Source organism: Psychrobacter pygoscelis, assembly GCF_004335015.1.
GTDB lineage: Bacteria > Pseudomonadota > Gammaproteobacteria > Pseudomonadales > Moraxellaceae > Psychrobacter > Psychrobacter pygoscelis.
The window spans coordinates 428,480-442,447 of record NZ_RQRU01000001.1 but is presented as its reverse complement, the minus strand read 5'-3'; the positions used below and the strand labels follow the sequence as shown (position 1 = coordinate 442,447).

Annotated in this window: 10 protein-coding genes; 6 read left to right on the top strand and 4 right to left on the bottom strand. The window is 43.3% G+C overall.

What is annotated here, in order from left to right:
• Position 1: 1 nt before the first annotated feature.
• Positions 2-1,495 (bottom strand): cytochrome-c oxidase, cbb3-type subunit I, encoded by a 1,494-nt coding sequence (gene ccoN / locus EGV92_RS01790; protein WP_131667499.1) that lies wholly within the window; start codon positions 1,493-1,495, stop codon positions 2-4.
• A 693-nt stretch (positions 1,496-2,188) separates the two neighbouring features.
• On the opposite strand from ccoN, the gene EGV92_RS13850 reads away from it, so the two are divergent.
• Together EGV92_RS13850 and EGV92_RS01785 are read left to right on the top strand one after the other, a co-directional pair.
• Positions 2,189-2,353, top strand: coding sequence for a hypothetical protein (locus EGV92_RS13850; protein WP_165525538.1), 165 nt, complete (start codon positions 2,189-2,191; stop codon positions 2,351-2,353).
• Between the two features lie 351 nt (positions 2,354-2,704).
• Positions 2,705-3,094 carry an SCP2 sterol-binding domain-containing protein gene (locus tag EGV92_RS01785; protein ID WP_131667498.1) on the top strand — a complete coding sequence of 130 codons (390 nt, stop codon included), beginning with the start codon at positions 2,705-2,707 and terminating at the stop codon, positions 3,092-3,094.
• Positions 3,095-3,501: 407 nt separating this feature from the next.
• Here the strand turns inward: EGV92_RS01785 and EGV92_RS01780 are convergent, their stop codons facing one another.
• Both EGV92_RS01780 and EGV92_RS01775 read right to left on the bottom strand, forming a co-directional pair.
• Positions 3,502-3,765 carry a hypothetical protein gene (locus EGV92_RS01780; RefSeq protein WP_131667497.1) on the bottom strand — a complete coding sequence of 88 codons (264 nt, stop codon included), beginning with the start codon at positions 3,763-3,765 and terminating at the stop codon, positions 3,502-3,504.
• Positions 3,766-3,897: 132 nt separating this feature from the next.
• Positions 3,898-4,869 carry a hypothetical protein gene (locus EGV92_RS01775; protein WP_131667496.1) on the bottom strand — a complete coding sequence of 324 codons (972 nt, stop codon included), beginning with the start codon at positions 4,867-4,869 and terminating at the stop codon, positions 3,898-3,900.
• 580 nt (positions 4,870-5,449) lie between these two features.
• On the opposite strand from EGV92_RS01775, the gene EGV92_RS01770 reads away from it, so the two are divergent.
• Entirely contained in the window at positions 5,450-6,685 is a 1,236-nt protein-coding gene (locus tag EGV92_RS01770; RefSeq protein WP_131667495.1) for a lipoprotein-releasing ABC transporter permease subunit, read from the top strand.
• Between the two features lie 180 nt (positions 6,686-6,865).
• Complete coding sequence (gene lolD, locus EGV92_RS01765) at positions 6,866-7,546, top strand: lipoprotein-releasing ABC transporter ATP-binding protein LolD (protein ID WP_131667494.1); 681 nt, start codon at positions 6,866-6,868, stop codon at positions 7,544-7,546.
• A gap of 19 nt (positions 7,547-7,565) precedes the next feature.
• Here lolD and EGV92_RS01760 read toward each other — a convergent pair whose 3' ends face one another.
• Positions 7,566-8,159 (bottom strand): DUF2062 domain-containing protein, encoded by a 594-nt coding sequence (locus tag EGV92_RS01760; protein ID WP_131667493.1) that lies wholly within the window; start codon positions 8,157-8,159, stop codon positions 7,566-7,568.
• A gap of 749 nt (positions 8,160-8,908) precedes the next feature.
• On the opposite strand from EGV92_RS01760, the gene EGV92_RS01755 reads away from it, so the two are divergent.
• Together EGV92_RS01755 and sppA are read left to right on the top strand one after the other, a co-directional pair.
• Complete coding sequence (locus EGV92_RS01755; protein ID WP_131667492.1) at positions 8,909-12,256, top strand: ComEC/Rec2 family competence protein; 3,348 nt, start codon at positions 8,909-8,911, stop codon at positions 12,254-12,256.
• Positions 12,257-12,545: 289 nt separating this feature from the next.
• Positions 12,546-13,622, top strand: coding sequence for a signal peptide peptidase SppA (gene sppA, locus EGV92_RS01750; RefSeq protein ID WP_131667491.1), 1,077 nt, complete (start codon positions 12,546-12,548; stop codon positions 13,620-13,622).
• Positions 13,623-13,968: the final 346 nt, after the last annotated feature.

Sequence of the window (13,968 nt, the reverse complement as noted above, 5' to 3'; positions counted from 1 at the left end):
CTTATACCTTAACAGTTTGTGGGTCGTTATCGACATCAGTGACATTTGGATCGTGATCGGTTGGATCAGCTGCATCAACAGGTTTGCCATCAGGCATTTTGATCGTTTTATAGCAGTTGTAAGCCATAACGAACATACCAGTGACATATAAAAGACCACCGAATGCACGACCAATATAAGGTAGATGCGAGAATTCAACTGTATCTACGAAGCTATAGACCAATGTACCGTCAGGGTTGGTTGCAAGCCACATCATGCCTTGGCCAATACCTGAGATCCACATAGACACGATATAGAAAATAGTACCCGCTGTAGCAAACCAGAAATGCGTCGTAATTAAGCTAATTGAGTACATTTTGGGCTTGTTAAAGATACGTGGTAATAAGACGTATAGAGAGCCAATGGTGATCAAGCCGACCCAACCAAGGGCGCCTGAATGTACGTGACCAACAGTCCAGTCAGTGTTGTGTGACAAGGCATTGACGGTCTTAATAGACATCATCGGACCTTCGAAAGTCGACATGGCATAGAATGACAGAGCGACAATCAAGAAACGAATGATTGGATCAGTACGGAGCTTATCCCAACTACCCGATAAGGTTAGAACACCGTTAATCATACCGCCCCATGAAGGTGCGAATAGAATAACTGAGAAGACCATCGCTAGCGACTGAGTCCAGTCAGGAAGCGCTGAGTAGTGAAGATGGTGACCACCTGCCCACATATAAGCAGCAATTAGCGCCCAAAAGTGAACGATAGATAGACGGTACGAGTAAATAGGACGGCCAATCTGCACTGGCACAAAGTAATACATCATACCTAAGAACGCTGCGGTTAGATAAAAACCAACGGCGTTATGGCCATACCACCACTGCACCATCGCATCTGTCGCGCCGCCAAATAGCGAGTACGACTTAAATGGACCCACAGGAACTGCCATACTATTGACGATATGTAGTAGAGCAATCGCAATAATAAAAGCAGCAAAGAACCAGTTGGCCACATAGATGTGTGAGGTCTTACGCTTAATAAGCGTACCAAAGAAGACAATGGCATAAGACACCCAAACCAGTGCGATCAAAATATCAATCGGCCACTCAAGCTCAGCATATTCTTTAGAAGTGGTGATACCAAGGGGTAACGTTATCACAGCTGACACAATGACAGCTTGCCAACCCCAAAAGGTAAACCAAGCCAAATAAGGCGCGAACAAGCGCGTCTTACAAGTACGTTGAACGATATAGTAAGAGGTTGCAAACAGTGCAGAACCACCGAATGCAAAAATCACGGCATTGGTATGAAGTGGTCTTAAACGGCTAAAAGTTAGCCACGGTATATCAAAGTTAAGTGCTGGCCAAGCCAACTGCGAGGCGATAAATACGCCAACACTCATGCCGACGATACCCCAAATAACCGCCATAACCGTGAAGAATCTCACGATTGTGATCTCGTATTCGCGATCTACGGAGGCGACTGCTGTGTTTTGTAAATTCATTGGATGATTCCTTTACAGCCTAAATAATCAACAGAATTAACCAAGATTACGATATCGCGTATTCCATCCTAATAAGCGTAAATCCTGACTGGTAATACTCACCTAAAATCAGGTGAGGGCGTAAGGCCATTAGAGCAGACAATTACGTAAACTAAGCACAATATAGTGGCGATTAGGATGGCACTGATTTTAAGGAGTTGCCGATGGCATGTGATGAGTAGTCTTAAGCATTCTGGTTATCATTCTATCTAAAATATATTGTACAGACGGATAAGCAGAAAACAAAATAACTTAAACAATGCTAGCGGCAGCTGACAAAAATCGTACGTTCGTAAAGTTAGGTTAAAACTCCCGACTCTGTTTAAGGTATTGTAACGCAAACTGTATGAAATATCATCAATGGAGTGCAGTAAAGCATAAACTCTTTGGTAATTATTTTGGCAAAGCGTTCAAGACACTAACTGCCAATATGTATTTTTAGGATTTTGTGACCCACTCTGTGAATTAGGCAGAATTGACAGTCTGAGTGCTCAAAAACAAGTCATTAGTACGGATAAACATAGCTATGGACTTGCTTGCTTGTTACCGTAAATCCTCTAAAATCCCCATTGTAAAAGGGGTTTTAGATTAGAGCTGCCAATATAGGGGGCAATAATAGCTTTGCAATACTGAAGCAATTAACAAGGGTAGTAAATGTCTAAAAGCATCCCCAAGCTGCTACTGTCACTACTGATCTGCCACTATTTAAAGGTGGCCTTAAGGCTTGAAAACTCAATGCCAGTCGTTGCAAAAATAAACTGTGTGGATCTTATTCTTATACAGTTTGTTAAAGATAAAAGAGACACCGATAAGGTCTAGCACAATATTGATATAATTTTTTTGCTTATTGTACGCTTACTGATAGAGGCTACAAAGCTCATCCTAGCCTTCTTGTATCCTTATTCAACTGAATTCATGTTATAAGACTAGCGGTTGATAGCTGATGGATTAAGTTAGGTATCAGCAGAATACAACAATATATGACTGAGTAGACAATACGGCACTAATATCTCCCTAGCCCTTATGATTTAAGTATTAAAGAAGATTTATGGGCCGCTAATTTAATAGATTTGCTACAAATCGTCGTGTTAATAGTTACGTTATATATGATATAAAGCTCATGATAAAATTTGTTTATCACCAACCTAGTAACTAAAAAAGGACAGAACAATGGCTATATTTTTAACAGAGGAATGGTTTGATCAGGTTGAAGCTTTGGGTCAAGAGGCAGGCGATCTAAATCTACCCCCAGCTCTTGAAAACATGATTATTAACCTAAAAGTCAATGATGGTGGCGAGGAAAAACAAGCAAACTTGACTAAAGGCTTGTTAACTCGTGGCCTTAACAGTGATGCGACCACGACACTATTATTAGACAAACAAACCTTACTTGAACTACTTAAAGATTTTGATATGAATAGTGCCATGGGCGCATTTATGAGTGGCAAAATCCGCGTGGAAGGCGATATGTCTCAATTGATGACGCTTCAGACGGCCAAGCCAAGTAGCGAGCAACAAGAGCTATTCCAAAAGATCAAATCTTCTACTGAATTTGTATAAGTTCAGGAGCAGTGGCAGCTTTCACTATTGTTGAGAGCTGACTTTAATTGGAAAAAGCACCTAGAATTAGGTGCTTTTTTATTGAAACGATAGCAAGGAATTACCAAAACATTATTTTTAGAGTCTGCTAACTGGGGAGTGAGGCTAACAAATACATGAAGGGTCAAATTTATTTGTTAGCCGTCACGATACAGGTAATATGAAATAACCAATTGAGAACGGCTAAGATGAGAAACGGGCACTGCATAACCTATTTTAAGCGTGCTCTAGCAGGTTTGAAACAAAAGGGTTTAACGATAGTATAAATTGGTACTGAGATACTATTAGGGACAGTTAGTAGCAAAATTTGGCGACAGTCAAGCGACGCTACTAGACGCTATTTTTATTATTTAACAACCAGTCGGCTGTTAGCTGCTATGCAGCAAAAACCAAGTCAGCATAACCCCAGAGACAAAGAAGGCAGCAGGTAATATCACACGAGTCAGTGAATTATCAATCGGCCAAAAGCGTTCCACTGGAGCTGTTGGTCGGTGCGTTACCTGTTTAAAAGGGGCTAGCCCTTTTATGGTCGTTGCTGGGTCAGAGGCCGATGCTGTAAGGTGAAGCGGTTTGCTCAACCTAGGCATGACAGCTTGGTTTGATGGCGAAGCAGAGGAGTAAGTCGCTTTCATATACGCTCTCTTTGAGCCAAATTAAAATGAAGTATGAGATAAATCTATGCGGCTAAGCGTTTATCAATACTTTCTATCTATTTAAGAGCTTCAATACTCGATCAATAGGCGCAAATCACAATATGTTAAGCATTAGCTTGTAGAATCAGATTGGTTTTGCTCGTAAATAGCGGCTTGTAACCAAATATTGGCTTGAATATAGTCATGAATCTCGATGGCTGCTGTGGCTGCATTAGTGACAGCTGCTATTCGTACTACAAAGGGATCAGCATCAGGCTCGCGTAGGATGACGACATCAAATAAGGTCAAATCTATCCCATTAAATTCAGTTTGCTGTTTGCCTAGGACCTGACCTTGACACCATGCTTCATCTTCTTGACCCAAGGTCTCACCGAATAGATAAGCACACATATTGCCAAGATTAATCTCAATAGGCGCAAGTGGTGCGTCACTTTCTGGCTGCCAATCAGCTATGCGCTGCTGGATATCTTCTGGCACGTCACCATTATTTGCGGCGACGATATCATTAAAAGCTCGGTGATAGCGAATCGCTTCTGGATCCTCAACCATAATCACTTCGGATTGCTCGCTTTTGCTGATCTCATATGCCCAAGCACTAAAATTGACAAAATACTGGCTACTCTGTCGATAGCTAAAGCGATTGGCTGCGTACAGCTGATCAAAAGCATAAATAATCGAGCCATCTTTACTACAAAGCCTGAGTACCGCATCTTGGCTTCGCTCATTGACGATAACACGTTCTATTTTGCAGTTCAAACCATAGGGGCTAACGACGCAAGGATAGGCGTTGACGAAGTTTTGGGGTTTGCCATCTTGCATGGCTAACACTTGAATAATATGACAAGGGTTATTATCTGCTAATAAAAGATAGCTATTAGAAGTATTGATATTACCGTTTGCCGTATTGTTTAGGCCTTTAGGGATGCCTGCATGCTCGATCATCTCTTGTAGCCACTGCGGCACATCAGTACTGATATCATCTGTCAATAGATGCCAATGGTCTGCGTGACCTGCAGTCTGATCATCAGTTAAGCTAACTTTGGTTGGCGGTTGAATGTTTTTATATTGGTAGTTAATGGTCATGAACGCACTCAAAATGAATCGGTTTTAAGTCAGTATAAAAATAGTTACGCCTATCTTGCTTGGTCTAAAGCTATATAGCTTGTGGTCTAAAGTTGTTTGTTGCTTATCTTTGACCTATATTTTGGCGGTTAACTCACTTTATGATGTTTGAATGGAACTTTTAATCTAAGCTATTGGCTCAAACTATCGCCTTAATCTATGGCGAAGTTACATTCAGACGCTAAAATCTATTTAATATCTGCTTAAAATTTATTAAAACGACAGTCAACAATGGCTGTTGAAAGGTTAGAAATTAAAAAATTTAATTAAAGATAGAGTTTCTTTAAATAGTCTCTAGCATACAATATTTGTGCGCTGACGCAAGTGGCAGTAAGGTTAAGCGGTAAAAATAGTACAAAAAAAGCTTTTTTTTATTAAATATCGGGCTATATTCGTAAATATTGGCAAAACTAAGCTATTTTATGTCAAACTAGCTTTCATTTTTTGTGAGTGACCTGTCGATGATAGTCGGACTCCCTATGATAACATTTATAATAATGGGGAAATCGTCACTAGAGACAGTTGAATAAAGAGTCTTACTATGTTTCGTCCCCTTGCCTTATTTATAGGTCTTCGTTATACGCGTGCTGAGCGCAGTAATCGCTTTATCTCCTTTATTTCATTAATCTCCATGATTGGGCTAACGCTAGGCGTCGCCGTATTGATTACGGTGCTGTCGGTGATGAATGGCTTTGATCATGAGCTTAAAAGTCGCATCTTAGGCATGGTGCCACAGGCGACAGTCTCCTCTACTGAAATTATGACAGACTGGCCCGATTTGGCTGATAAGATCAGTCAAGACCCCGAGGTCGCTGCTGTCGCACCATTTATCCAGCTACAAGGGATGCTAACGTCAAATGGTCAAGTGGCAGGTATCATGGTGACTGGCGTTGAGCCAGACTATGAAAAAGAAGTCTCGATTATCAATAAACATATGGTAGAGGGTAGTATCGATACCCTTAAAGATGGTGACTTTAGCATCGTCCTAGGTGAGGGTATGGTGCAGTCGCTAGGGCTGCAATTAGGAGACAAGGTTACGCTAGTACTGCCCGAGGCATCTCCCTCGCCAGCTGGGGTAATCCCCCGCTTTAAACGCTTTACTTTGACTGGGATATTCACCATCAGTCCCGAGGTTGACTCGCTCATGGCTTTCATTCCTATGAATGATGCGGCCAAGCTGCTTAGACTACCAGGCGGCGCTCAAGGTATTCGAATGCGCCTAAATAATATATTCAATGCCCCTATGGCCGCACAAAAAGCTGCTGCTATCTCACCTGAGACCCTTTATCCGACGGATTGGACCCAGACCCATGGTCAGCTATTTGGCGCCATCCAAATGGAAAAGGCGATGGTAGGACTACTATTATTCTTAATCATTTTGGTCGCAGCTTTCAATATTGTCTCCAGTCTGGTGATGCTGGTCACGGATAAAAAAGCTGATATTGCTATCCTAAAGACTTTTGGTGCTTCACCCAAGCTCATTACCCAAGTATTTATGGTTCAAGGGGTGGTCATCGGGGTTATCGGTACTGTAGCAGGCGCGATCCTTGGGGTGATTTTTGCTTTGACCATTAGCGATCTGATCGGCTGGATTAACCAAAGCTTTGGTCTGCATTTATTTGATGCTTATTTTGTCAATTATCTGCCTTCACAGCTACGCATTGTTGATGTCCTCATTATCACTAGTGCCTCATTTGTCCTGAGTTTCTTAGCCACTATCTATCCGGCGCGGCGAGCAGCAAAGATTCAGCCTGCCCAGACCCTGCGTTATGAATAAGCTGGTGTTTGTTGTTAGCGGTTTATTTTTATCAATAGAAAGTTAGGGTTTTTTCGCTGGAATAAAGATAGCAATATCGATGATGACAGCACTAATAATCAATAAGCGGTTGTCAAACTGCTGAATTAAAGTTATTGAAAGTAGTTGTTGCAAGTAACTGAAGTAATTAAAGGGTATCTTATGTCGCCAATATTGGTCGCCAATAATATTAATAAAACTTACGATGAGGGCAAGATTCGCACTCAGGTTTTGACCGGATTAGACTTAACAATCCATCCTGGTGAGCGCATTGCGATCGTCGGGACTAGTGGCTCAGGTAAAAGCACCTTACTACACATCTTAGGCGGTCTTGATACGCCTAGCAGTGGAGAGGTCTGGCTACACGATAAGTGTCTGAATAATATGAATGAGACTCAGCGCGGTGAGATGCGTAATAAGCATTTGGGTTTTATTTATCAGTTTCACCATCTGCTAGCTGAGTTTACCGCGGTTGAGAATGTTGCGATGCCGCTACTTATGCGTCCAAAAGTACCTACAGAGCAAGCTCGGCTGCAAGCTACTGAGCTGCTAGAAAAGGTAGGGCTTGGTCACAGGTTGGACCATAGACCGGGTGAGCTATCAGGCGGTGAGCGACAGCGGGTAGCTATCGCTCGGGCGCTAGTCACGAAGCCATCATTGGTACTCGCCGATGAGCCGACGGGTAATCTGGACTATGACAATGCGCAGAGTGTGTTTGGCTTATTGTCAGAGCTGCAAGAGACCTTGCAAACGGCGCTACTCATGGTGACCCATGATCGCAATCTTGCGGCGCTAGCAGATAGACAGTTATTGCTTCGCAGTGGTCAATGGGAGCAGTATTAGAACAAATTGTAATAGTGGCTCAGCGTTTGGGATGTTTTCGAGATTTTGCGGTGACATGAGGGCGATAGCCGTACCGATTTTTCCAGGTCGCGACCACTTTATAGCGCCAAAAAAACTTAAAAGTAAGGCCGCTGATCAGGCTACTAATAATGGCTAATATAATCAGTCCTAAGCAAAAAGCCGATAGAGAAAAGCTATGTTGGTAAGTCACAAAAGGATTGGCACCATCAGAGAATATCCATGAGCTAAAATCAGCCAACATCTGTGCGATCAGCCGCAGTCTAATCGGTGGCACCTCTAAAATCTGTGCACCGACATAATAGGCGGCATAGAATATGGGTAGTGTGGTGATGGGATTGGTAATCCAAGTCAGTGCTAGTGATAGTGGTACATTAGCGCGAAAGATTAGGGCGCCGATTAGGGCGAAAGCCATCTGACCAGGAAGTGGGAAAAACGCGCACAGTACGCCAATGTAGACGGCTTTATTTAAGTTATGGCGGTTAAAATGCCATAGCCGAACGTCAGCTAAATGCGGGGCAAATAACTTTAAGGTTCGACTTTGCAGGATTTGATCAGGAGTGGGTAGCCACGCTCTAAGTTTTTTTTGGGGCACAGAGTTGCCTTAATATAATCTCTTACTGTTACAAGTGAACCAGCTGTTTTACAGCGTCAGACATGCGGGCCCAACTACTTAAGCTATCTGCGCTCTGTGTCCTTATGCCCGTTTTATTAGGTTTACTACAATAATCTCTATGAATGATAGTTGCTAATAATGTCAAACAAATATATGGAAATTAAAAGCTTGCTAGCCACCTACTTGGTCAGTATGGCTGACTCAATATAGCTAGCACCGTAGCGCGTCAATAACCTTTGGCTATACTATAATGATTGCGCCGCAATCTCACAATATAGTTTCGGTAAAAGCTTATGTCTAGGATTACGTATAGGAAGATAGAATAAGCCAATTAACGCGTCTCAATCGCTCTAGTTGTATTAATACTTACAATTTATTCACAAGCTTAGTTGCTAGTAGCTCATCATAGCATGTACCCTGTATAAGGTCATGGTCAAAAATAATAATTATAGTGCTGATTTGATAAATTTATTGCCAGTCGGTTGTTACTGGATTTGCCTCATATTTGCTATATAGATAGCTTCCTATACTGTTAAACAATAACAAACGCGATACTAATATCCTGACTTCAAGCTCTGATATCAAGCCTTAGTTTTAAGATAAAAGTAGCGTTCGTCCGAAAATGACTATGAGAAAAAATAATAAATAGGAACGTCATCCATATAATCAATACTAGCAGTAGAGTTCGAATTCATTAATTAAGCCAAGGACTGTCTAAGGAAGGCAGGATGTTTTGGTGGTTAGGGGGATTGATCGTTGTTGTTATGGTGAGTGTATTGCATGCCATGACAGGTCAGCTTGAGTTCGGAGTGGGGCAGAGTGTACTGATAAGAGCGACAGCGGCGCAGTTTGCTCGTCCCGTGCTTTTCTTACTAGCGACTGTAACAACCCTTTTGGCACTGCGCTATAGGCAGTGGCTACTATTTAAGTGTCCTATGACACCTCAAGCCTCATCTACTGTAGGCTTATTGTCTCAGTATACCTTCCAAGGTATGCGGTTTCTCCATAGTGCTGTGGTTGCCGTTATCTTTATTATTGTATTATTTTTAAGTGCTTTACTGGCGATATCCGCACAATACAACGCCCATTTACGCAGCTTACCTCAGCCCATTCGAGTTCAAGCGTTAGTAACGATAGAGGGGCTAAGTGACAGTCTCTACGCCCCACAGTCAGCTCAAGGCTATCGCCAGCGCGCTACTCTGACTAATGTTGTGTTTTTAGGACAAGACGGTCCCCAAAGTTATCTTAATTATCGACAAATTGATAAAAATAAGCTAAGTAATAAAGCCAAGATAAGCCCACCTACAGATGTATCCAATCCTTGGTTTCCTGCCGACAGTCTCCCTACTGATGATAATAACCAGACAATTCGTCCATTCAAAGTTGACGGTTGGTCTTCATTACTGACTAGTCCTAATGCTCTAGGGGGCAGTCTAACCGAGTCGAGTCAACCGCTATCGGTACTGCTAAGCGCCTATCCAAAGTCCGGTAAGTCACATGAGAGCTTTGAGCTATTAAATAGTCTTGCCCCGCAGCAGCAAGTCGTCATGATATTGGCTTTAAACCCTATCGATAGTGAGGAAGACAGTGAGCAAGCGGCCGTTACTGGCTTCAATAGCGCTCATTGGCTACGAGCTAGGCATATTGACGCCACAGCACGATTGCTCGCTATTGACAGCAGCAGCATTGATAGTAGCAGCCCAGTAAGTACACAAACAGCCAGTGCACAGACCCTTAGCGGTGCGAGCGGCAGCGGGGATAAGGCGTTATTAGACTTTGAAAATACTAGTCAGCAGCCTTCATGGTCTGTTGGGCTACAGCGCTTACGCTGGGATTTACGCCAGCACTTTATGCAAGATTGGTCAGCGCTAACGCCATCTGAGCAACAAGCGCGTGCGGTGACGCTTAGTTTACTGACGGGAGATAGGGCGCTCATAACTCGCGCTACCAAAGACAGCTATCAGTTGGCAGGTATCTCGCATCTGCTAGCGATATCCGGATCTCACGTTTTATTTTTAGCCATCATATTGGCAAACTTAATAGTCGCTATCGTCGATAGAGTAGGGGCTAGACTCTATATGTGGCTACCGAAGTGGCAAGTACGTTGGTTGGTGATGGTCGTGACCGCATTTATTTATGCGGCTTTTACAGGGTTTGATGTCCCAGCAGCGCGGACGGCATGGATGCTAGTCGCTACCGGAGTGGTGCGGACAACTTTGCTGCCAATAAGCTCGCTAAAAGTGTTGCTAGGGTTGGCGATAATGATGGCTTGGTACGACCCCTTTGTTCTGTGGCAGGCGGGCTACTGGTTATCCTTTATCGCGGTGGCCCTATTGCTGGTCTATGAGCAGCTTTGGCGCGTGCATGACAGTAGTGCGGTCACCAGTCTTACTACAGAGCAGGTTTTGAGCCTACCATTTAAGGCAAAAGGCAGCAAGGTTAGAGGTTATGAAGATAATGCTGCCTTGATTACTCAATGCTGGCGCTGGCTAACCTCACAAAGTTGGCAACTTATCCGACTACAGTTGTGGCTATTTATGGCCTTATTGCCAGTTACCTTATTATTATTTGGTAAGGTATCGCTTTGGGGGCTAATTATCAACTTATTTGCCATTGGTCTATATGGCATGGTCATTGTACCGCTAAATCTTCTGGCAGGTATTTGCTATCTGCTAAACCCTGCCTTAGCGGATATAATCTGGTCACTTACGATCAGTATTGTCGCTATAACGCATACTCAGATTGACACTATCGTACAATTGCCATTGTTTGGGAATCAGCAGCGCGCTTGGCTCTATACGCCTGTCAACCTAGGGACGCTGATTATTATTGCCCTAATATTCTTACCTTGGCTCTTCGCTCAAGGCGTATTATCACGCTGGATAGCGCTTGCGCCTACGACCCTGTTATTGCTATCCATGACCGATAGCTCGCCGAACTCAGCCACCAGCTCACCTGAGATATACCTACTTCCTACTAGCGAAGCCTACTTGAGTGCCGTGCTACTCAAAGATGCCGAGCAGCAAGCGCACTGGCTCATGCTCGCGGACTATCGAACGCCTAGGGAAGCCGCTTTCATGCCCCTAAATGCGCAGAAACTGAGTGAAAAGTTGCAGCAGCATTTGGGCATGCTGGGTATCTATCGTCTACAAGGTATTATCGTACAAACTCCCAACCAGACTGCAGTAAATAACCCTAAAATAAGTCCGGATAATCGTCATGACAATCAATCTATAGCGTCATCCTTAGCGATGGTAGCGCGCCTTTTGAGTGCGCAGTTACCGACGGGTCAATGGTGGCAAGCAGGGAACTCACAACATATGGTCCATGCGCCGCAATTTGATCTAGAGGAGACTCAGTTAGCTACTGCGCCTAGACTATCAGCGACCCCTTGCCAAGTAGGGAAGCAGTGGCAAGCGAAGGACCGCGCGCTTGGTATCTATGCGCTGACAGGTTGGCCAAATCTCAATCCTCAGACGCTAGGTGGCTGCGTTATTATTATTGAAAGCCGTTATCCGATAAATATATATAAATTTAGCGTGGACAAGGCGATGGCTCCTGAATGGGTGGCGGTGACATCATCCGCTCACCAAAAAGTTGACCAAACAGATGACCTTACAGACAGATTAAACACGCAGCAGAGTATCAATATTAGGGCCTATAATAAAAAAAGTATTAACAATGACCCTAACAACAAAACTAGCAATGCAGCTCACGATAGACTTGGTAAGGTAGTTGCTAGTGACGATAGTAGTGATAAGCCAGTTGACCAACATATGCTTATTATTGATGCTGCGACGCATCAGCAGCTATGGTCATTGTGGCAAATGTTGTGTAATAAGCCATTAGAGCCAATGAGTGCTGATGCTCAGAGTCCTAGGGGTGGGCCAAGCTCTCTGCATAATCAGCTGCTTCACCAGCTACCCAAACAACAAATCGGGCAACAGGCAGTTCTTATTACCCATCGACAGTCGCGACTTGATGAGGAGCTGCGCCGCACTTTACCGTTAACGGTGATGTTAGACACTCAAGGTCAGCATTTAGAACCCTTAGAACTAGAGCCTAATTTTAGATAATCGAAGCTAGAAATCCACTAATGTTGACTAATCAGTACAGTTTAATCAGAGCTAGGTAGATATGTTGGTTCATCATTACTCAGTTAACTCGTGCGTGGTGCAATCAACGCTAAAAAATACAAAGTAGGGGAAGAATAATAGAGCCGTAACATACCGGAAATTTATAACCATTAAAATTGAGAAAATTCGTTATATGTCCTAATGAAATCGACAAATCACTATTGAACCTGCATTAAAATGCTACCATACTTAGCAAACATTTCAGTTATATCGTGTCTTAGGAAATTCTATGTCCAATTGGCCACCCGATCCAAATAAACAACCTGACAATCAGCGTCCTAATCCGCCTGAGCGTCCCTCAGAAACATTATCACTAGTACCCGCGCAGCCAAGTGGCCGCGAATGGCTACTACTGGAGAAGACCCTACTCGCCAGTGTCGAAGAGCAGCGCCGGGCTAGGCGTTGGAGTATCTTTTTTAAGCTACTGACCTTTGGTTATATTCTATTGCTATTTTTCACGCTAGGGCGTGGCTGCAGTGGTAGTGAATCAGGGTCTGGTCTAGAAGGGATTGATACCAGTAAGCCGCATCTGGCAGTGGTTGAGCTGCAAGGGGTCATTAGTAATGACGATAAGGCCAATGCTTATGATATCAACAAAGCATTAACCAAAGCTTTTGAGAATCCAAACTCCAAAGCCGTGGCGTTAAATATCAACTCACCAGGTGGATCACCGGTGCAGTCTGATCAAATTTGGCAGAAGATGATGGATCTGCGAAAAGAGCATCCTGATAAGAAGCTGTATGCGGTAATCGGTGATATCGGGGCCTCAGGTGCCTATTATATTGCCTCTGCTGCGGATGAAATCTATGTCAACCCATCTAGCTTGGTCGGCTCTATTGGCGTCATTATGCCCAGCTATAATGTCGAAGGCTTAATGGACAAAGTAGGGGTCAAAGACAGAACGATGACGGCGGGTGAGTACAAAGATATCTTAAGTCTTACCCGACCACTGACGGATTACGAGCAGCAGCACGTCAATAATGTCTTGGCCAATACCCATAAGCATTTTATTAATGCGGTAAAGCAAGGCCGCGGCAATCGATTGAAAAATCCAGAGCAAAACAAGCTGTTTAGTGGCTTATTTTGGACGGGTGAGCAATCTATCGCGCTAGGACTAGCAGATAAAGCAGGCAGTATCTATTCTTTAGAGGAGAAGCTAGAGCTGGACAATGTGGTGAACTACACACCTACTGATCCTTTTGAGCAGCTGTTTGATCGCTTTGCCCTAAAGATGGGTGCTGGCGTTGGCTCTAGCATTAAGCTAGATGTACTACCGACAGAGCAGAACCAAGCCAATATGTACTAATACTTATGAGTGAACGCTACCGCCTTCACAAAAGTTTTTAGTTATTCTCAAGTGACGCTATAATTAGCGTCACTTATTTTTTGAGGAATATAAAAAATAAGGATAACAAAGTTAATTATCGTCAAGCCAATAGATTGAACGAATGCTCGATAGCAACGATTAACCCGCAGTCATCAGTAGCTTAAGGCCACATACATTAGTCACCACCGCGCTAAAGCAGATTTAATGTGCTTCAACTGTATCATCTTTAAGCTAGAGCTGGTTTATAGTCTGAGCATGTTTAACCATGCGCTTGAGGCTGTTTTGTTAAGTCTTTGACTGCCTTACTGTTTATACTTTTATTTTT